The sequence below is a fragment of the Enterobacter cloacae complex sp. I2 genome (assembly GCF_014896205.1).
GTDB lineage: Bacteria > Pseudomonadota > Gammaproteobacteria > Enterobacterales > Enterobacteriaceae > Enterobacter > Enterobacter quasihormaechei.
The window spans coordinates 66,573-86,247 of record NZ_JADBRA010000019.1 but is presented as its reverse complement, the minus strand read 5'-3'; the positions used below and the strand labels follow the sequence as shown (position 1 = coordinate 86,247).

Below are 19,675 nucleotides of genomic sequence, written 5' to 3'. Positions count from 1 at the left end.
CCATTTGTACGGTTAGCGCTTAGGTGAAATTATGATAAACAACGATTCCGCTCTACAACTGAGCAATGTCCTTAACCAGGATTGTACCCGCAGTGGCGTTCACTGCCAGAGCAAAAAACGTGCGCTGGAAATTATCAGTGAACTCGCCGCAAAACAGCTGGGTCTGCCGCCGCAGATCGTGTTTGAAGCCATTCTGACCCGTGAAAAAATGGGCAGTACCGGCATCGGCAACGGCATTGCGATCCCGCATGGCAAGCTGGAAGAAGATACGCTGCGTGCCGTGGGGGTGTTTGTGCAACTGGAAACGCCTATCGCTTTTGACGCCATCGATAACCAGCCTGTGGATCTGCTCTTTGCGCTGCTGGTTCCTGCCGATCAGACCAAAACCCATCTGCACACGCTGTCGCTGGTGGCCAAACGTCTGGCGGACAAAACCATTTGTCGTCGACTGCGCTCAGCCCAAAGTGATGAAGAGCTTTATCAAATTATCACTGAAGCAGAAGGCAATCAGGATGAGGCATAATCGGGAGAAGGCCTTCAGAACGGCTGCCCTGAGGAGAAACGGAACATGGTGCTGATGATCGTCAGCGGTCGTTCGGGGTCCGGGAAATCCGTGGCCCTGCGCGCGCTGGAAGACATGGGATTTTACTGTGTAGATAACCTGCCGGTAGTGTTGTTACCCGATCTGGCGCGGACGCTTGCGGACCGGCAAATCTCTGCCGCCGTCAGTATTGACGTGCGCAACATGCCGGAATCGCCGGAAATCTTCGAGCAGGCAATGAACAATCTGCCGGAGTGTTTTTCACCGCAGCTCTTGTTCCTTGACGCTGACCGCAACACGCTGATCCGCCGCTACAGCGATACCCGTCGTTTGCATCCGCTCTCCAGTAAAAATCTTTCGCTGGAAAGCGCCATTGATAAAGAAAGCGATTTGCTTGAGCCGCTGCGTTCCCGCGCCGACCTGATTGTCGACACCTCTGAAATGTCCGTCCACGAGCTGGCGGAAATGCTGCGTACTCGCTTGCTCGGCAAGCGCGAGCGCGAACTGACGATGGTGTTTGAATCCTTCGGCTTTAAGCACGGCATTCCTATCGATGCGGATTACGTTTTTGATGTGCGTTTCCTGCCGAACCCACACTGGGATCCGAAACTGCGTCCGATGACCGGTCTGGATAAGCCCGTGGCGGCGTTCCTTGACCGACACACAGAAGTACACAATTTTATCTACCAGACGCGAAGCTACCTTGAGCTATGGTTACCTATGCTGGAAACAAACAATCGCAGCTACCTGACGGTGGCGATTGGCTGTACCGGCGGTAAACATCGTTCGGTCTATATTGCCGAACAGCTGGCCGATTACTTCCGCTCACGCGGGAAGAACGTTCAGTCCCGTCATCGCACGCTGGAAAAACGTAAAACATGACCGTAAAACAGACCGTCGAAATCACCAACAAGCTGGGCATGCATGCGCGCCCGGCGATGAAGCTGTTTGAACTGATGCAGGGTTTTGATGCTGAGGTGCTGCTGCGCAACGACGAGGGAACCGAGGCAGAAGCCAACAGCGTGATTGCGCTGTTGATGCTGGATTCTGCCAAAGGACGCCAGATTGAAGTTGAAGCGACCGGCCCGCAGGAAGAAGAAGCGCTGGCCGCGGTGATTGCCCTGTTTAATGCCGGGTTTGACGAAGACTAACGTTCGCTACGTCGGCGGGTGGCGCAACGCTTACCCGCCCTACATAAGATGATTTCGCTCCATAAACCCTTCCCCACCCAGCTGACGCATCTGGCGCATGATCCACGCCTGCCGGCTTCGCACGTAGCCTGACGGCGCGCTGGCCTTGAAACGCAGAGGGTTCGGCAGCACGGCGGCAAGCAGCGCCGCTTCGGACATACTCAGCCTGCTGGCGGGCTTGCCGAAATAACGTTGCGATGCCGCTTCGACGCCAAACACGCCGTCACCAAACTCCGCGATATTCAGATAGACAGTCAAAATGCGTTTTTTACTCCACACCGTCTCGACGCCCAGCGTCAGCCCGGCCTCCAGACCTTTCCTCACCCAGCTGCGACCGTCCCATAAGAACAGATTTTTTACCGTCTGCTGAGACAGCGTCGACGCGCCGCGCACGCGGTTTTCATGACGCTCATTATGATCCAGCGCCTTCTCGATAGCCGCCACGTCAAAACCCCAGTGTTCGGGGAATTTCTGATCTTCTGCCGCAATGACCGCCAGCCCCATCCACGGGGAAATGTCATCCATGCCGACCCAGTCTGAGTGGGCAACGTAGCCGAAATCACCTGAGAGCCAGGCGCTAATCTGCCGCTCTGCCATCACGGCGGAGAACGGGACGGGCAGGATGCTGAACAGCGCAATGCCTCCGCCCCAGAAAACGGCCAGGACCAGCACAATACGCAGCAGGATCCGTTTTAACCACCCGCCTGGGGATAATTTACGACTCATTCGGTAAGAACCAGCACTCTGTCCACCAGCTTTTCAATGCCGGCGGCAGCCTCAGCGATGTTCTGCGCCAGCATGTACGCCGGCGTGGTGATGATTTTGTTGTCCTCATCCACCACAATGTCGTCGACCGGGCATGGCACGTGCTCGCCGCCCATATCCTCGATAATTTCAGCGGTATCAATGTCGGTTCCGATCGTGAGCCGCAGCGGGAAATCAAAAATTTTCGGCAGCATGGCTGGCGCGATGCAGATAAAGCCCTGCGGCTTACCCGCCGCATGCATCGCCAGCGATAGCGCTTTTAAGTCGGGATCGACCTGACACGCCGCCCCCTCAGTGGCAAACGTGCTCAGGTTTTTCGCCGCGCCAAAGCCGCCCGGCACGATGAGCGCATCAAGTTCAGCAGCATCGGCCTGTGCCAGCGGATGAATATCTCCACGCACAATACGCGCCGCTTCAATCAGTACGTTACGGCTTTCCGCCATTGGCACGCCGGTAAGATGATTCATTACGTCTGCTTGAGTTTTATCCGGCGCGAAGCAGATAACGTCTGCCCCCTGGCGCGATAATGCCAGCAGCGTTAATACGGCTTCATGTATCTCTGAACCATCGTAAACGCCACATCCGCTCAGCACGACACCCACTTTCTTCATTCTGACGATCCTTCTAAGCAACTCGCCGAAGCACATTAAAAATTCTGATTAAAACGCTATGCTTCACACATTTCACTGATTCATGTAACAAACTGTTTAAGATTTGCTATCTTATCTGCGTGCGGCCTCAATTTTCAGGCGGCGTCCATGCGAAAACAACCCATAAAAATCAGGCGCAGCCACGATTTCCCTGGTGTTGGCGCAGTATTCGCGCACCCCGGTATAGCCGGGGTCATTTTTTTCTGGATTCCACCCAGGCTTTCAGCACCGCCACATCGTTCTGCCACTCCTGCTTCATCTCTTCAACCCAGTCACCCACGTTATCTTCCCACGCAGGTAAATCAGGCGACTGAATCTGTTGGCCCAGCTGCTGGAGATGGCGTAACCCGACGGAGCCAGCCGCGCCCTTGATTTTATGTCCCTCTTCGACGATGCCCTTCTGGTCACGCGCCGTCAGGTTAGATTCGAGCACGTTCAGATAGCCCGGCATCATTTTTTCGAACACGGCCAGACCGTCGGTGATCAGTTTTGGTCCCACCAGATCGATATACTGCTCCAGCATGGCGGTATCGAGTATCGTTTGGGCTTTGGCGCTATCAACAGACGTCATGGTGCTCTCCTCTTCATCACAGGTATCCCAGAACTTCTTGATCATCGCCGTCAGGGCGGGTACCGCCAGCGGCTTGCTGAGCACATCGTCCATACCGGCCTCGAGGTACTCTTTTTTATCTTTCAGCACGTTTGCGGTCAGCGCCACCAGCGGCGGCAGCTCGTCAGGGGCGTACTTGCGCGTCAGCTCGCGGGAGATATCCAGCCCGGTCATGTCCGGGAGCTGAATATCAAGCAGCACCAGGTCGTACTCGCCCGGCGTGAACATCTCCAGCGCGGCTTTGCCGGTCATTGCCACATCTACGCTGTTGCCGAGTTTTTCCAGTACCGACCGGGCGACAATGACGTTCAGCTCAATATCTTCCACCAGCAGAACGTGCAGGGCCGGCAGTGGCATATCGTCGTTCTCGAACGTATCTTCCACCTCTTCAGCGACGGCAGGCGCGTGTACGGTAAGGGTAAAGGTTGAGCCTTTACCCGGCTGGCTGGCAACGGTGATATCCCCGCCCATACTTTTCGCCAGGCGTTTCGACACCGCCAGGCCAATGCCCGTACCCGTTGCCGGTTTACCGCCGTGGCTGTCTTTAACCTGATAATACATGGCGAAGATCTTGTCCTGCTCCTCCTGAGGAATGCCGATACCCGAGTCCTCAACTTCAAAGTGCAGCATGTCCCCTTCGTCATAGCGAATGCGCACCGCAACCTGCCCCTTCTGGGTAAACTTCACGGCGTTGCTGATGAGGTTCCACAAGATCTGACGCAGCCGCGTGCCGTCCGTCACCACTTTATGCGGCAGCGGCAGCGTTGGCTCCATCACAAAGCTCAACCCTTTTTGCTGGGCCTGCAAACCTGAAAGGTTCTCCAGGTCCGCAAGGAAGCCGGTAAAATCAACCGGCTGGTTGTCGAGCTGAACCTTACGGCGCTCCATCTTATCCATATCGATAATATCGTTGAAGATATTGCCCAGCGTGACCGCCGAAACGTGGATCGTTTTGAGGTATTTTTCCTGCTCGCTGGTCAGGTCGGTATCCAGCAGAATGCGGCTCAGCCCCACAATGCCGTTAAGCGGCGTACGCAGCTCATGGCTGATGGTGGAGATGAAGGTGGTCTTGTCACGGCTGGCGCGCTCCAGCGCATCCTGATAGCGCTTACGCTCGGTGATATCGCGGCCAAAGCCCATCAGACCATGACGTTTACCCACCCGATCGTAATAAGGCACTTTGCGGATCTCAAAGCAGGCTTTGCGCCCGTCGGGGTAGTCCAGCCACTGCTCGTAGGTCAGCGAGACGTTATGGCGGAAGACCTTTTCATCCGTCTCCATCACTTTTGCCGCCGCCTCTTCGGAATAGACGTCCTGCGGCTTCAGGTGGATCAGCTGCTTTTCGCTTTTCCCGGTCAACAGCTCCATGGCCCGGTTACAGCCGGAAAACTCTTTATCTTCGTTACGGTAGAACACCAGATCCGGCGACGCATCGAGGAACGAGCGCAGGAAAGAGGATTGCTGTTCAAGCTGGATCTGCGTGACTTCACGCTCTTTCATCTCAATTTTGAGCTGCTCCAGCGTGGTCTGGCGCTCGGCTTCCGCCTTCTCACGGTCTGAAATTTCCTGATTCAGCTGGGCAATATTGTCCTTGAGCTGGACGTTGAGCTTGAGATCGCGTTCGCGCATCTCTTCCAGCTTATCCACCAGCTTTGATAAACGCTGTCGGGACTCCTCCAGTTGCTCGACCACCACGGAGAGGAAATAGACCGCCCACGGGGTAATCAGCAGGCCAAAGAAAATAGAGCGGATGACGTCGATGCTCTCGACCTGGCCATGCAGAACCATGGTGACGGCCATTTGCACGACGATGGCCAGAACGACCAGCGCCAGCGCCAGCAGCATGGAAAAACGCACCAGCCCGAGCTTCATCATCAGATCGACGTAGTACTGGGCCAGCATTCGAATTTGCTTCATAGAGGATCCCTTCACGACTTTATCGCTCAATAATACTCAAATTCACGGCGAGGCGTTGCAGGTTGTGAGAAAAAGTGCGGGGTGAAACAGGAGATTAGCCTCGCCCCCGAGCAACCGGGGGCGAGGATGAAGGTTTATCAGGAACGTTTTAGTAGCATCCAGAGGCTGATCAGGAAGAAACTGGCGCTCGGCAACAGCGCGCCGATAATTGGCGGAATGCCGTACACCAGCGTCAGCGGACCAAAAATCTGATCGAGGACGTAGAACACGAAACCAAAGCTGATACCGGTCACCACGCGAACCCCCATCGGCACGCTACGCAGTGGGCCAAAGATGAACGACAGCGCCATCAGCATCATCACCGCCACCGACAGCGGCTGGAAGATTTTGCTCCACATGTTGAGCTGGTAACGCCCCGCATCCTGTCCGCTGGACTTCAGATACTTCACGTAGTTATGCAGACCGCTGATGGAGAGCGCATCGGGGTCAAGCGCCACGACGCCGAGCTTGTCTGGCGTCAGGTCGGTTTTCCAGGTACCGCTAACGGTCTGCGAGCCGGTGATCTGTTTCGGGTTCGTCAGGTCAGATTCATCAACCTGCGATAACCGCCACAGCTTGTTGTTGGCATCAAATTTGGCAGAGGCGGCATAACGCACGGACTGCAAGCGACGCTGGTCGTTAAAGGCATAAATACTCACACCGCCCAGCTCGTCATCCCCCTTCACGCGTTCGATATAGACGAAGTTCTGACCGTCTTTCGCCCATAATCCCTGCTGCGTGGAAAGCAGTGAACCGCCGTACATCGCATGAGCACGGTAGTTACGCGCCATCTGTTCGCCCTGCGGCGCAACCCATTCGCCGATCGCCATGGTCAGCAGCACCAACGGGATCGCGGTTTTCATCACCGACAGCGCAACCTGCATACGGGTAAAGCCCGATGCCTGCATCACCACCAGTTCGCTACGCTGAGCCAGCATCCCCAGCCCCAGCAGCGCACCCAGCAGGGCCGCCATCGGGAAGAAGATCTGCACATCTTTTGGCACGCTGAGCAGGGTATACATTCCGGCGCCTAACGCGTCGTAACTCCCCTGCCCGGCTTTTTTCAGCTGGTCGACAAATTTGATAATGCCCGAGAGCGACACCAGCATGAACAGGGTCATCATGATGGTGGTAAAAATTGTTTTACCGATATAGCGGTCAAGTACGCCAAACGCCTGCATTAGATGGCTCCTTTACGCGTAAACCGGGCACGTAGACGACGCACAGGCACCGTGTCCCACAAGTTGAGTCCGACTGCCAGCAGCAGATACAAACCATTCACGACCCAGGTCCAGATCATCGGGTCAATTTTGCCTTTCCCGCCGTTAGACTTGATCGAAGTTTGCAGCAGGAAGAACACCAGATACAGCAGCATCGCCGGCAGCATCGACAGCACGCGGCCCTGACGCGGATTCACCACGCTCAGCGGCACCACCATCAGCGCCATCATAAATACGGTGAATACCAACGTGATACGCCAGTGCAGCTCAGCACGGGCACGATCGGTATCGGTATTGATTAAGGTGCGCATGTCCATCTGCTCGGTATCCGTGGGATCGAGCGCGACGGCCTGGTGACCAATGATGGCCTGGTAGTTCTGGAAGTCCGTAATGCGGAAGTCGCGCAGCATTGCCGTGCCTTCGAAACGCGTTCCTTTGTTCAGCGTGACGACCTGAGAGCCATCTTTACGCTGCGCCAGCTGGCCGGAATCCGCCACCACCACCGAAGGGCGAGCGTTACCTTTCGGGCGCAACTGAGCAAGAAACACGTCGTTGAAGCGGTTGCCATCAACGCTTTCGATAAAGAGAACGGAATTACCGTCGGTCGCCTGCTGGAACTGCCCCTGCGCCAGCGCCGCCAGCCCCGGGTTAGCTTTTGCTTCCGCCAGCACCTCATCCTGATGACGAGAGGATGTCGGCCCCGCCCACATGACGTTGACCGCGGCAACAATGCCCGTGAACAGCGCCAGCACCATGGCTGCTTTTACCAGTACGGCCTTACTGAGGCCGCAGGCATGCATCACGGTGATTTCACTTTCGGTATAGAGCCTACCCAGCGTCATCAGCAAACCGAGGAAAAGGCTTAACGGCAGGATAAGCTGCGCCATTTCCGGCACGCCAAGCCCGAGCAGGGAAAGCACCAGATTCGTTGGGATTTCGCCATCAACCGCCGCGCCGAGGATCCTGACCAGCTTCTGACAGAAAAAGATCAGAAGGAGGATAAAGAGGATCGCCAGTTGGCTCTTCAGCGTCTCCCGAACCAGATATCTTATGATTATCACTTTAAATACGCCCGTTAAAACTCGTCTTATGCAGGAATTTAGCTTGTTTCATGGCTTAAACGTCATTTATTCTCTTGAGTCGTCGAAATCATCGCTAAGATTAAAAAACCCGGCGGATTCGCGCTTCATGACATTTATTGACGTGTCGAAACCGTAGTAACGTAAGATTAACACGAAGTCACCACAACGGCGGACATGAGTTACGAAAGGTTTCAATTCTATCCGTAGCCGCCGCCGTTGTCTTTAAGATTCAGGAGCGTAGTGCATGGAGTTCAGTGTAAAAAGCGGTAGCCCGGAGAAACAGCGGAGTGCCTGCATCGTTGTGGGCGTCTTTGAACCACGCCGACTCTCCCCGATCGCCGAGCAACTCGATAAAATCAGCGACGGCTATATCAGCGCCCTGCTGCGCCGTGGCGAACTGGAAGGCAAACCAGGGCAGACCCTGTTGCTGCACCATGTTCCGAACGTCCTGTCCGAGCGTATTCTGCTGATTGGCTGCGGTAAAGAACGTGAGCTTGATGAGCGCCAGTACAAACAGGTTATTCAGAAAACCATTAATACACTGAATGATACTGGTTCAATGGAAGCGGTCTGCTTCCTGACCGAGCTGCACGTTAAGGGCCGCAACACGTACTGGAAAGTACGCCAGGCCGTCGAAACCGCAAAAGAGAGCCTCTACAGCTTCGATCAGTTGAAGACCACCAAAAGCGAGCCGCGTCGACCGCTGCGTAAAATGGTCTTTAACGTGCCAACCCGTCGCGAGCTGACCAGCGGCGAGCGCGCTATTCAGCACGGCCTGGCCATTGCTGCGGGCATTAAAGCCGCTAAAGATCTTGGCAATATGCCGCCAAACATCTGTAACGCCGCGTATCTGGCCTCTCAGGCGCGCCAGCTGGCTGACTCCTACAGCAAGAACGTTATCACCCGCGTCATCGGCGAACAGCAAATGAAAGAGCTGGGGATGCACTCTTATCTGGCGGTCGGTAACGGCTCTCAGAACGAATCCCTGATGTCGGTCATCGAATACAAAGGCAATCCGTCTGAAGACGCGCGTCCGATCGTGCTCGTCGGGAAAGGGCTGACCTTCGACTCCGGCGGTATCTCCATCAAGCCTTCAGAAGGCATGGACGAGATGAAGTACGACATGTGCGGCGCGGCGGCGGTTTACGGTGTGATGCGCATGGTTGCGGAGCTTCAGCTGCCCATCAACGTGATCGGCGTGCTGGCAGGCTGCGAAAACATGCCTGGCGGTCGCGCCTATCGTCCGGGCGACGTGCTGACCACCATGTCCGGCCAGACCGTGGAAGTGTTGAACACCGACGCGGAAGGCCGTCTGGTGCTGTGCGACGTGCTGACCTACGTTGAGCGTTTCGAACCAGAAGCGGTCATTGACGTGGCCACCCTGACCGGTGCCTGCGTGATTGCCCTGGGCCACCACATCACCGGCCTGATGTCGAACCACAATCCGCTGGCGCATGAGCTGATTGGCGCATCCGAGCAGGCTGGCGACCGCGCATGGCGTCTGCCGCTGGGGGACGAGTTCCAGGAACAGCTGGAGTCAAACTTCGCGGACATGGCTAACATTGGTGGTCGTCCTGGCGGCGCAATTACCGCAGGCTGCTTCCTGGCGCGCTTCACCCGTAAATATAACTGGGCGCACCTGGACATCGCGGGAACCGCATGGCGCTCCGGTAAAGCTAAAGGCGCGACCGGACGTCCGGTTGCCCTGCTGTCGCAGTTCCTGCTTAATCGTGCGGGTTTTAACGGCGACGAGTGATGTAATGTGCCGGGTGGCGGCTTCGCCTTACCCGGCCTACACGCCACTCAACCGTAGGCCGGGTAAGCGAAGCGCCACCCGGCTTTGCATTTAAATCCACGACAAGAAGCCCCATATATGAAGAATGCAACGTTCTACCTTCTGGACAACGACACCCATCAGGATGGCCTCAGCGCCGTTGAACAGCTGGTGTGTGAAATTGCCGCAGAACGTTGGCGCGCAGGTAAACGCGTACTGATTGCCTGTGAAGATGAGCAGCAGGCGATTCGCCTGGATGAAGCGCTGTGGGCGCGCCCGCCGGAACGTTTTGTTCCGCATAACCTGTCGGGCGAAGGTCCACGCGGCGGGGCACCGGTCGAAATAGCCTGGCCGCAAAAACGCAACAGCAGCGCGCGCGACATTCTCATTAGCCTGCGGACAGACTTTGCAGATTTTGCCACCGCTTTCACAGAAGTGGTAGACTTTGTCCCTTACGAAGAATCTTTGAAACAACTGGCGCGCGAACGCTACAAAGCGTACCGCCTGGCCGGTTTTAACCTGAATACGGCAACCTGGAAATAATGGAAAAGACATATAACCCACGCGATATCGAACAGCCGCTTTACGAGCACTGGGAACAGCAGGGCTATTTCAAGCCTAACGGCGACGAAAGCAAAGAGTCCTTCTGCATCATGATCCCGCCGCCGAACGTCACCGGCAGTTTGCATATGGGGCATGCTTTCCAGCAGACCATCATGGACACCATGATCCGCTACCAGCGCATGCAGGGCAAAAACACCCTGTGGCAGGCGGGGACTGACCACGCGGGTATCGCGACCCAGATGGTGGTTGAGCGTAAAATTGCCGCTGAAGAAGGTAAAACCCGCCACGACTACGGTCGCGACGCGTTCATCGACAAAATCTGGCAGTGGAAGGCGGAATCCGGCGGCACCATTACCCGTCAGATGCGCCGTCTCGGCAACTCCGTGGACTGGGAGCGCGAGCGCTTCACCATGGACGAAGGCCTGTCCAACGCCGTGAAAGAAGTTTTTGTCCGTCTGTACAAAGAAGACCTGATTTACCGCGGCAAGCGCCTGGTGAACTGGGACCCGAAACTGCGCACCGCGATTTCTGACCTCGAAGTGGAAAACCGCGAGTCTAAAGGCTCCATGTGGCACATCCGCTATCCGCTGGCCGACGGCGCAAAAACCGCAGACGGTAAAGATTACCTGGTGGTCGCCACGACGCGTCCGGAAACCCTGCTGGGCGATACCGGCGTGGCCGTGAACCCGGAAGATCCGCGCTATAAAGATCTGATCGGCAAATTCGTGGTGCTGCCGCTGGTGAACCGCCGCATTCCGATTGTGGGCGACGAACACGCCGACATGGAAAAAGGCACCGGCTGCGTGAAAATCACCCCGGCGCACGACTTCAACGACTATGAAGTGGGCCGTCGTCACGCCCTGCCGATGATCAACATTCTGACCTTCGACGGCGATATCCGCGAAAGCGCAGAAGTGTACGACACCAAAGGCAACGAATCCGACGTTTACTCCAGCGAGATCCCGGCTGAGTTCCAGAAGCTGGAACGCTTTGCCGCGCGTAAAGCCATCGTAGCCGCCGTTGATGCGCTCGGCCTGCTGGAAGAGATTAAGCCTCACGATCTGACCGTGCCGTACGGCGACCGTGGCGGCGTGGTTATTGAGCCAATGCTGACCGACCAGTGGTACGTCCGTGCCGACGTGCTGGCGAAACCGGCTGTGGAAGCGGTTGAGAACGGCAGCATTCAGTTCGTGCCGAAGCAGTACGAAAACATGTACTTCTCCTGGATGCGCGACATTCAGGACTGGTGTATCTCCCGTCAGCTGTGGTGGGGACACCGCATCCCGGCGTGGTACGACAACGAAGGCAACGTCTACGTTGGCCGCACCGAAGAGGAAGTGCGTCAGGAAAACAACCTGGGCGCTGACGTGGCGCTGCGCCAGGACGAAGACGTGCTGGATACCTGGTTCTCCTCCGCGCTGTGGACCTTCTCCACCCTCGGCTGGCCGGAAAACACCGACGCGCTGCGTCAGTTCCACCCAACCAGCGTGATGGTCTCCGGCTTCGACATCATCTTCTTCTGGATTGCCCGCATGATCATGATGACCATGCACTTCATCAAAGACGAAGACGGCAAGCCGCAGGTTCCGTTCCATACCGTCTACATGACCGGCCTGATCCGCGACGATGAAGGCCAGAAGATGTCCAAATCCAAGGGTAACGTTATCGACCCGCTGGACATGGTTGACGGGATCTCCCTGGAAGAGCTGCTGGAAAAACGTACCGGTAATATGATGCAGCCGCAGCTGGCTGAGAAAATCCGCAAGCGTACCGAGAAGCAGTTCCCGAACGGGATTGAGTCTCACGGTACCGACGCCCTGCGTTTCACCCTGGCGGCGCTGGCCTCTACCGGTCGCGACATCAACTGGGACATGAAGCGTCTGGAAGGTTACCGTAACTTCTGTAACAAGCTGTGGAACGCCAGTCGCTTCGTGCTGATGAACACCGAAGATCAGGATTGCGGCTTTAACGGCGGCGAAATGATCCTGTCTCTGGCAGACCGCTGGATCCTGGCGGAATTTAACCAGACGGTGAAAGCGTTCCGCGACGCGCTGGACAGCTACCGCTTCGATATCGCAGCGGGCATTCTGTACGAATTCACCTGGAACCAGTTCTGCGACTGGTATCTGGAGCTGGCGAAGCCGGTCATGAACGGCGGTTCCGAAGCGGAGCTGCGCGGCACGCGTAATACGCTGATTACCGTTCTGGAAGGCCTGCTGCGCCTGGCGCACCCGATTATTCCGTTCATCACCGAAACCATCTGGCAGCGCGTGAAGGTCATTGCCGGTATCAACGCCGATACCATCATGCTCCAGCCGTTCCCGGCCTTCGACGCCGCGAAGGTGGATGAAGCCGCGTCTGCGGATACCGAGTGGCTGAAGCAGGCGATCGTTGCGGTACGTAACATCCGTGCAGAAATGAACATCGCGCCGGGTAAACCACTGGAGCTGTTGCTGCGCGGTTGCAGCGACGCTGCCGTTCGTCGCGTCACCGAGAACAACACCTTCCTGAAAACCATGGCGCGTCTGGAAAGCATCACCGTGCTGCCTGCCGATGACAAAGGTCCGGTTTCCGTGACAAAAATCATCGACGGTGCGGAGCTGCTGATCCCGATGGCGGGCCTGATCGACAAAGACGCTGAGCTGGCTCGTCTGGCGAAAGAAGTGGCGAAAGTCGACGTGGAAATTGCAAAAATCGAAGGCAAACTGGCGAACGAGGGCTTTGTGGCCCGCGCGCCGGAAGCGGTCATCGCCAAAGAGCGTGAGCGTCTGGTTGCCTTCGCCGATGCGAAGACCAAACTGATCGAGCAGCAGGCCGTTATCGCAGCCCTGTAATGCTTTTACCCCTTACGCTTCAGGGCGTAAGGGGTATCCTTCCTGAAAACTCCTCGCTTGCACTCCCCTTTCTGCGGTGCTATTAACAGCAGCTGTGTGTCAATTTTTGTCATGAGTAATGCTATGAGCGTGATTACCCCCGTCGCCACGACAATGCGTCGGATTGCTGAGCAAGACAACCCAGCTATCGCCGCCGTTATACGCACGGTCTCTGCCGAATACGGTCTGACCGCCGACAAAGGCTACACCGTGGCCGACCCGAATCTGGACGAACTTTTTCAGCTGTACAGCCAGCCGGGTCATGCGTACTGGGTCGTCGAGCAGGACGGACAGGTCGTGGGCGGTGGCGGCATTGCCCCCCTGCTTTGCAGCGAGCCGGATATCTGTGAACTACAGAAAATGTATTTTCTGCCCGCGATACGCGGCCAAGGCCTGGCGAAAAAGCTGGCGCTGATCGCCCTGGAACATGCACGCTCACAGGGCTTTAAACGTTGCTACCTCGAAACCACCGCGTTCCTTAAAGAGGCCATTGGCCTGTATGAACATCTGGGCTTTGAGCATATCGACGCGCCACTGGGCTGCACGGGCCACGTGGACTGCGAAGTCAGAATGCTGAAAAGTCTGTAAGTTTCGTTCCTGCCGTCTTCTGTTAAGCGACTGTAAACTGAATGCTCTACACTCTCAGTTCACACCAAAACAGGGGAAACGCGATGTCGAAGATAAAAAGCTACGCCGCACCGCAGGCGGGTGCAGAACTTGAGCTGTACGAGTACGATGCGGGCGAACTAAAAGCAGAAGACGTCGAGGTACAGGTTGATTACTGCGGGATCTGCCACTCGGATCTCTCCATGATCGACAACGAATGGGGCTTTTCCAGCTATCCGCTGGTTGCCGGACACGAAGTGATTGGTCGCGTTGCGGCGCTCGGCAGCGCCGCGCAGGACAAAGGGCTAAAAGTGGGCCAGCGCGTGGGCATCGGCTGGACGGCACGCAGCTGCGGCCACTGCGACGCCTGTATCAGCGGTAATCAGGTTAACTGCACCGAAGGCGCTGTTCCTACCATCCTCAACAAAGGCGGCTTTGCCGATAAGCTTCGCGCCGACTGGCAATGGGTCATCCCGCTGCCGGACAGCATTGATATTGAATCCGCAGGTCCGCTGCTGTGCGGCGGTATTACCGTCTTTAAACCGCTGCTGATGCACCACGTCACCGCCACCAGCCGCGTGGGCGTAATCGGTATTGGCGGTCTGGGGCATATTGCCATCAAACTGCTGCACGCGATGGGCTGTGAAGTGACGGCGTTCAGCTCCAACCCGGCAAAAGAGCAGGAAGTGCTGGCGATGGGTGCAGACAAAGTGGTGAACAGCCGCGATCCTGAAGCGCTGAACGCGCTGGCTGGGCAGTTTGACCTGATCATCAATACCGTCAACGTCGATCTCAACTGGCAGCCGTACTTTGAAGCGCTGGCCTACGGCGGTAACTTCCACACCGTGGGCGCGGTGATGAAGCCGCTGCCGGTTCCGGCGTTTACCCTGATCGGCGGCGATCGCAGCATATCCGGCTCGGCTACCGGCACGCCATATGAGTTACGCAAGCTGATGAAGTTTGCCGGCCGCACCAAAGTGGCGCCGACCACCGAGCTGTATCCGATGTCGAAAATCAACGAAGCGATACAGCACGTGCGCGACGGTAAAGCCCGTTACCGCGTGGTGTTGAAAGCGGATTTCTGATGTGAGTTTGCCGGGTGGCGGCTTCGCCTGACCCGGCCTACTTTTGCTACTGCGCCAATATGTTAAATACTTCCGCCACCGCGACCGCTCCCGGATCCATCACCCCATCCAGGTTTTCCTTGTTAACATACGACGAGCGTCCCGCTCCCGCTTTCGCCATTTTCGCCGTGGCTTCGGCGCCCTGCTGCGCAGCCTGCGCCGCCGCCTGAATAGTGCCTTTCTGTAACGCTTCCAGCGCCGGTTGCAGGGCGTCGATCAGCGTGCGATCCCCGAGATCGGCCCCGCCGTACTGCTTCATCTGCGCCAGCCCGCTCAACAGCGCATCCGGCAGGGATTGACCGTCATGCAGCTTTTGTCCGGCCGCCGTAAAGAAGATCGACATCAATACGCCGCTCGAACCGCCCATCACCGTAGCCAGCCGCTCGCCCACCAGCAGGAGTAATGTCGGCACGTCGTTAAGGGGCAGATTGTTCTCCTCCAGATGCTGCGCAATATCCCGCGCACCTTGCGCAAAGGTTGAGCCGGTATCGCCGTCGCCCACTTTGGCATCCAGCGCGTTCAGGCGATTTTCAAGCTGTATCAATGTATTCGTCACCGAGGAGACGAACCCGCCCACCTGCGGATTGTCCGACGGGGTATATTCCACGCGGTCATGAAGGGCGCTATGTGGGACGGTACGCAGGGGCGCAAACGCGACGGGCTTCTGCCAGCCCAGCGTCTCAACCTCGGCGTGAATCGCCTTCTCAACGTAATCGTTGAGCTTTAACAGCGTCAGCGAAAAGCCTTTCATATCCAGCGCGCTCACCAGCGGCGCGGGGCCAATCAGGTAAGCGATCTCCGCTTTCAGCGCTGAATGTGCCAGCTCTTTGGTGAGCAGAGCCATCTCCAGCGCGGACACGCCGCCGAGGTTGTTGATCAGCACCGCAAAGCGCCCTTCACCCGCCTGGGCTTTCAGCGGCGTCACCAGCGTATCGATAATCGCCCTGCTGTTTTGCGTATCCACCACCGAGGCCCCCGGCTCGCCGTGAATACCCAGCCCCAGCTCCACGTGGCCCTGTTTGATCCGCCCTTCTTCGTCATCGCTCCCCGGCAGGTTGCAGGTTTGCATCGCAACGCCCAGGCTCCAGAGGTTATCGCAGGCCTGTTGCGCAATATCCCGCACCTCGGTGAGCGATTTCCCCTGCTCTGCCGCATATCCCGCAATCTTGTGCACCAGCGCGGTTCCTGCGATACCGCGCGGCTGCTTGTTATCCGGCAGGGCGATGTCATCCGCCACGATAACCATTTCCACCTTAAGGCCGTAGCGTTTGGCTTTCTCCGCGGCCAGGCCAAAGTTAAGCCGGTCACCGGTATAGTTTTTTACGATCAGCAGACAGCCACGATCGCCCGTCACCGCCACAATGGCGTTGAGAACCGCATCCACGCTTGGGGAGGCAAACAGATCGCCACACACCGCGGCGGTGAGCATGCCTTTACCGACAAACCCGGCATGCGCCGGTTCGTGGCCGGAGCCGCCACCGGAGATCACCGCCACGCGGCTTTTATCCCAGTCGCCGCGCGCCACCACGCGGATGGCCGGATCAATATCGAGTTTGACGAGATTACCGTGTGGCGCGGAGAGGAGTATGCCTTCTATGGCGTCGTTGACAAGCTGTTTGCGGTCGTTAAAAAAGAATCTGGACATAGTTTCCCAAAAATTTGTTTACCGTATGCAAAAGCATAGTTCGCACTGGATAATGCGCCGCAAAGTGAGGAATTTACGCAGACATTTTGCCGTCAGGTTGCCTATACTCCACCCAGGACTACGAGAGGACGTGCATCATGAGTACACCATTGTTAATCGCCAGGACGCTGGAAAAAGAGCTGTTTTTACTGCCCGCGATGACGAACCGTCATGGCCTGATCACAGGCGCGACCGGGACGGGGAAAACCGTCACCCTGCAAAAGCTGGCGGAGTCATTGTCAGACATTGGCGTGCCGGTCTTTATGGCTGACGTGAAGGGCGATTTAACCGGGGTGGCTCAGGAAGGTACGGCATCAGAAAAACTGCTCGAGCGCCTGAAAAATATCGGCATCACGGACTGGACGCCGCACGGCAATCCTGTCGTGCTATGGGATATCTTCGGCGAAAAAGGGCACCCGGTGCGCGCCACCGTCTCCGATCTCGGTCCTTTGCTGCTGGCCCGCCTGCTTAATCTTAACGACGTACAGTCCGGGGTGCTGAACATCATCTTCCGTATCGCCGACGATCAGGGGCTGCTGCTGCTTGATTTCAAAGATCTACGCGCCATCACCCAGTACATCGGCGATAACGCCAAATCCTTCCAGAACCAGTACGGCAATATCAGCAGCGCCTCTGTCGGTGCCATTCAGCGCGGGCTACTGACGCTGGAGCAGCAGGGTGCCGAGCACTTCTTCGGCGAGCCGATGCTGGATATCAAGGACTGGATGCGCACCGACAGCAACGGCAAAGGCATTATCAACATTCTGAGTTCAGAAAAGCTCTACCAGATGCCGAAGCTCTACGCCGCCAGCCTGCTGTGGATGCTCTCTGAGCTTTACGAACAGCTGCCAGAAGCAGGCGATCTGGAAAAACCTAAGCTGGTGTTCTTCTTTGACGAAGCGCACCTGCTGTTCAACGACGCGCCGCAGGTGCTGCTGGATAAAATTGAACAGGTTATCCGCCTGATCCGCTCCAAAGGGGTTGGGGTCTGGTTTGTGTCGCAAAACCCGTCGGATATTCCTGACAACGTGCTGGGGCAGCTGGGCAACCGCGTACAGCACGCCCTGCGCGCCTTCACGCCGAAAGATCAGAAAGCCGTCAAAGCCGCCGCGCAAACCATGCGTGCCAATCCGGCCTTTGATACCGAAGCCGCGATTCAGGCGCTGGGCACCGGTGAAGCGCTGATCTCGTTCCTGGATGCCAAGGGCAGCCCGTCCGTGGTGGAACGCGCAATGGTGATCGCGCCCTGCTCGCGCATGGGGCCGGTTACCGACGATGAACGTAACAGCCTGATTAATCACTCCCCGGTGTACGGCAAGTATGAAGACGAGGTGGATCGGGAGTCTGCGTTCGAGATGCTGCAAAAAGGGGTGCAGGCGACTGCCGAATCGCAGGAAGCGCCTGCCGCCAAAGGGCAATCTGTTGCCGTGGATGACGGTATTCTCGGCGGGCTGAAAGATATTTTGTTCGGCAGCACCGGGCCACGCGGCGGCAAGCGCGATGGCGTAGTGCAGACCATGGCAAAAAGCGCGACGCGTCAGATTACCAATCAGATAGTGCGCGGCATGCTGGGAAGTCTGCTAGGCGGCCGTCGCCGGTAGCGGGGGAACCCACGGACGGCCCAGCGCCGACCCCTGCACACCGTGTTCACGCAGATAACGGTCAATTTCTACCATCCCCGTCCAGCGGTTCTCGCACCACAGCGGTGCCAGAAGCGTTGGGCGGCGGGCGCTTGCCGAGATACGGTGAAAAACAATGTCCGGCGGCGTGTGGCGGATCATCTCCCCCGCCGTCACCGTATAGTCGTCGAGTTCGATACCGCTTAGCCGCCCCGCTTCCCAGGCTTTCGCCATTATGCTGCCCTTTACGATGTGCAGCGGATGCAGCTTGATCCCGTCCACGCCGGTCTCAACCACTTTTTCCAGCGTCTCCAGGCCATGCTGCTGCCCTTCTCCGGGCAAGCCGACAATCAGATGCGAACAGACTTTCAGGCCACGCTCGCGGGCAAGACGTGTGGTGCGCTGGTAGCAGGCGAAATCATGCCCGCGATTGATACGGTGCAGGGTTTTATCGTGCGCGGTCTGCAAGCCCAGCTCCAGCCAGATCTCGTAGCCCTTCTCTCTGTACTCGCTAAGTAAATCCAGCACCGCCTCCGGTACGCAGTCCGGGCGCGTACCCACGCACAGCCCGACAATATTCGCCTGAGCGACCGCCTGCTGATACATAGAGCGTAATACCTGCACCTCCGCCCACGTGCTGGTGTAGGCCTGAAAATAGGCCAGATATTGCCTGGCACGGTTCACGAGGCTGGCCTGATGCGCGAGCTGTTCTGCGATAGATTTATGCTGCTGGGCTTCGTCAGCAAACGACGCCACGTTGCAGAACGTGCAGCCACCACGCCCGATGGTGCCGTCGCGGTTCGGACAGCTAAAGCCGCCGTGAAGCGTCAGCTTATGCACCTTTTGCCCGTAACGCTGCAAAAGATCCCCACCAAACATATTGACTAATTTCTGTAACTGCATAATCTGATAGACCGTCCCGAAGAAAGGGGACAAGCCTGCCATTTTTAGCCTCTGTCGGCGATGACCTGGATCAATCGCCCTGGACGGCCTTTATCTATTTGAATAAATAATCATGATTACCGAGATTTCATTCATCCACCACGTAATTACTTTTCCTTATGTTCTGATGGTTTTTTTCATTTATAGCGCCAGGACTGAAAAACAGTGATTTTATGCGGGTTCGAACACTGCACCAGATTATTATTCTGCCATAAATCCGCATTTCAGCATGCTGCATCAATAATACCGCTTTCATATAGTGAGTCAGATCACACTCCCCTGCACCTTCCTGACGCTTTAAGTGGTTGTAAAATTAGTTAAATAACCAATAAAAACAAAAGGATAATTACGCTTTAGCACATTTTTGTATAAATAAGATTGCCATTTGACCTGTGTACTAATTCCCGATAAGTTGGAAATCCGCTGGAAGCTTTCTGGATGAGCGGCCTGCTCATCATATTTATGCAGTAATTGA

16 protein-coding genes are annotated in these 19,675 nt (G+C 56.7%); 9 read left to right on the top strand and 7 right to left on the bottom strand.

Annotation, left to right across the window (positions count from 1 at the left end; all coding sequences use genetic code 11):
• Nucleotides 1–31 precede the first annotated feature (31 nt).
• Genes ptsN through npr form a run of 3 tightly spaced genes read left to right on the top strand, consistent with a single transcriptional unit; the run spans nt 32 to nt 1,692 of the window.
• On the top strand, nt 32–523 hold the full coding sequence (gene ptsN, locus IM300_RS16930; protein WP_003861869.1) for a PTS IIA-like nitrogen regulatory protein PtsN: 492 nt from the start codon (nt 32–34) through the stop codon (nt 521–523).
• 45 nt (nt 524–568) lie between these two features.
• Nucleotides 569–1,423 (top strand): RNase adapter RapZ, encoded by an 855-nt coding sequence (rapZ, locus tag IM300_RS16925; RefSeq protein WP_063451028.1) that lies wholly within the window; start codon nt 569–571, stop codon nt 1,421–1,423.
• On the top strand, nt 1,420–1,692 hold the full coding sequence (gene npr / locus IM300_RS16920) for a PTS phosphocarrier protein NPr (RefSeq protein WP_003861872.1): 273 nt from the start codon (nt 1,420–1,422) through the stop codon (nt 1,690–1,692). Before rapZ ends, npr begins: the two co-directional genes overlap by 4 nt.
• Nucleotides 1,693–1,731: 39 nt before the next feature.
• On the opposite strand, the gene mtgA is transcribed toward npr, so the two are convergent.
• From mtgA to lptF, 5 genes are all read right to left on the bottom strand, one after another.
• Nucleotides 1,732–2,457 (bottom strand): monofunctional biosynthetic peptidoglycan transglycosylase, encoded by a 726-nt coding sequence (gene mtgA, locus IM300_RS16915; RefSeq protein ID WP_063451027.1) that lies wholly within the window; start codon nt 2,455–2,457, stop codon nt 1,732–1,734.
• Nucleotides 2,454–3,107: an isoprenoid biosynthesis glyoxalase ElbB gene (gene elbB, locus IM300_RS16910; RefSeq protein WP_193037520.1), complete on the bottom strand. Its 654-nt coding sequence runs from the start codon at nt 3,105–3,107 to the stop codon at nt 2,454–2,456. The genes mtgA and elbB overlap by 4 nt, the downstream gene beginning before the upstream one ends.
• A gap of 232 nt (nt 3,108–3,339) precedes the next feature.
• Nucleotides 3,340–5,673: an aerobic respiration two-component sensor histidine kinase ArcB gene (gene arcB / locus IM300_RS16905; RefSeq protein ID WP_063451025.1), complete on the bottom strand. Its 2,334-nt coding sequence runs from the start codon at nt 5,671–5,673 to the stop codon at nt 3,340–3,342.
• A gap of 137 nt (nt 5,674–5,810) precedes the next feature.
• Nucleotides 5,811–6,893: an LPS export ABC transporter permease LptG gene (gene lptG, locus IM300_RS16900; protein WP_193037518.1), complete on the bottom strand. Its 1,083-nt coding sequence runs from the start codon at nt 6,891–6,893 to the stop codon at nt 5,811–5,813.
• Nucleotides 6,893–7,993, bottom strand: a complete 1,101-nt coding sequence (gene lptF, locus IM300_RS16895; RefSeq protein ID WP_063451023.1) for an LPS export ABC transporter permease LptF — start codon at nt 7,991–7,993, stop codon at nt 6,893–6,895. Before lptF ends, lptG begins: the two co-directional genes overlap by 1 nt.
• A 265-nt stretch (nt 7,994–8,258) precedes the next feature.
• Here lptF and pepA point away from each other — a divergent pair, with 265 nt between their 5' ends.
• From pepA to IM300_RS16870, 5 genes are all read left to right on the top strand, one after another.
• Nucleotides 8,259–9,770, top strand: a complete 1,512-nt coding sequence (pepA, locus tag IM300_RS16890) for a leucyl aminopeptidase (RefSeq protein WP_063451022.1) — start codon at nt 8,259–8,261, stop codon at nt 9,768–9,770.
• Nucleotides 9,771–9,887: 117 nt separating this feature from the next.
• Nucleotides 9,888–10,331 carry a DNA polymerase III subunit chi gene (gene holC / locus IM300_RS16885; RefSeq protein ID WP_193033000.1) on the top strand — a complete coding sequence of 148 codons (444 nt, stop codon included), beginning with the start codon at nt 9,888–9,890 and terminating at the stop codon, nt 10,329–10,331.
• On the top strand, nt 10,331–13,186 hold the full coding sequence (locus IM300_RS16880; protein ID WP_193037516.1) for a valine--tRNA ligase: 2,856 nt from the start codon (nt 10,331–10,333) through the stop codon (nt 13,184–13,186). The genes holC and IM300_RS16880 overlap by 1 nt, the downstream gene beginning before the upstream one ends.
• 123 nt (nt 13,187–13,309) lie before the next feature.
• Complete coding sequence (locus IM300_RS16875) at nt 13,310–13,813, top strand: GNAT family N-acetyltransferase (protein ID WP_063867559.1); 504 nt, start codon at nt 13,310–13,312, stop codon at nt 13,811–13,813.
• A gap of 83 nt (nt 13,814–13,896) precedes the next feature.
• Entirely contained in the window at nt 13,897–14,916 is a 1,020-nt protein-coding gene (locus tag IM300_RS16870; RefSeq protein ID WP_063867558.1) for an NAD(P)-dependent alcohol dehydrogenase, read from the top strand.
• Between the two features lie 46 nt (nt 14,917–14,962).
• On the opposite strand, the gene IM300_RS16865 is transcribed toward IM300_RS16870, so the two are convergent.
• A complete protein-coding gene (locus IM300_RS16865) occupies nt 14,963–16,600 on the bottom strand; it encodes a dihydroxyacetone kinase subunit DhaK (RefSeq protein WP_193037514.1) in 1,638 nt (545 codons plus the stop codon).
• Between the two features lie 137 nt (nt 16,601–16,737).
• Here IM300_RS16865 and IM300_RS16860 point away from each other — a divergent pair, with 137 nt between their 5' ends.
• A complete protein-coding gene (locus IM300_RS16860) occupies nt 16,738–18,240 on the top strand; it encodes a helicase HerA-like C-terminal domain-containing protein (RefSeq protein WP_193037512.1) in 1,503 nt (500 codons plus the stop codon).
• On the opposite strand, the gene IM300_RS16855 is transcribed toward IM300_RS16860, so the two are convergent.
• A complete protein-coding gene (locus IM300_RS16855; RefSeq protein WP_193037536.1) occupies nt 18,220–19,161 on the bottom strand; it encodes a TIGR01212 family radical SAM protein in 942 nt (313 codons plus the stop codon). The two genes, IM300_RS16860 and IM300_RS16855, sit on opposite strands and share 21 nt — an antisense overlap.
• Nucleotides 19,162–19,675 lie beyond the last annotated feature (514 nt).

What these genes read in the sequence shown, in the direction of transcription:
- IM300_RS16870 (WP_063867558.1), top strand. Translation starts at nt 13,897, where the DNA reads ATGTCGAAGATAAAAAGCTACGCCGCACCGCAGGCGGGTGCAGAACTT.
- IM300_RS16855 (WP_193037536.1), bottom strand. Translation starts at nt 19,161, where the DNA reads ATGCAGTTACAGAAATTAGTCAATATGTTTGGTGGGGATCTTTTGCAG.
- pepA (WP_063451022.1), top strand. Translation starts at nt 8,259, where the DNA reads ATGGAGTTCAGTGTAAAAAGCGGTAGCCCGGAGAAACAGCGGAGTGCC.
- IM300_RS16875 (WP_063867559.1), top strand. Translation starts at nt 13,310, where the DNA reads ATGAGCGTGATTACCCCCGTCGCCACGACAATGCGTCGGATTGCTGAG.
- IM300_RS16880 (WP_193037516.1), top strand. Translation starts at nt 10,331, where the DNA reads ATGGAAAAGACATATAACCCACGCGATATCGAACAGCCGCTTTACGAG.
- lptG (WP_193037518.1), bottom strand. Translation starts at nt 6,893, where the DNA reads ATGCAGGCGTTTGGCGTACTTGACCGCTATATCGGTAAAACAATTTTT.
- IM300_RS16860 (WP_193037512.1), top strand. Translation starts at nt 16,738, where the DNA reads ATGAGTACACCATTGTTAATCGCCAGGACGCTGGAAAAAGAGCTGTTT.
- arcB (WP_063451025.1), bottom strand. Translation starts at nt 5,673, where the DNA reads ATGAAGCAAATTCGAATGCTGGCCCAGTACTACGTCGATCTGATGATG.
- holC (WP_193033000.1), top strand. Translation starts at nt 9,888, where the DNA reads ATGAAGAATGCAACGTTCTACCTTCTGGACAACGACACCCATCAGGAT.
- npr (WP_003861872.1), top strand. Translation starts at nt 1,420, where the DNA reads ATGACCGTAAAACAGACCGTCGAAATCACCAACAAGCTGGGCATGCAT.
- ptsN (WP_003861869.1), top strand. Translation starts at nt 32, where the DNA reads ATGATAAACAACGATTCCGCTCTACAACTGAGCAATGTCCTTAACCAG.
- IM300_RS16865 (WP_193037514.1), bottom strand. Translation starts at nt 16,600, where the DNA reads ATGTCCAGATTCTTTTTTAACGACCGCAAACAGCTTGTCAACGACGCC.
- elbB (WP_193037520.1), bottom strand. Translation starts at nt 3,107, where the DNA reads ATGAAGAAAGTGGGTGTCGTGCTGAGCGGATGTGGCGTTTACGATGGT.
- mtgA (WP_063451027.1), bottom strand. Translation starts at nt 2,457, where the DNA reads ATGAGTCGTAAATTATCCCCAGGCGGGTGGTTAAAACGGATCCTGCTG.
- rapZ (WP_063451028.1), top strand. Translation starts at nt 569, where the DNA reads ATGGTGCTGATGATCGTCAGCGGTCGTTCGGGGTCCGGGAAATCCGTG.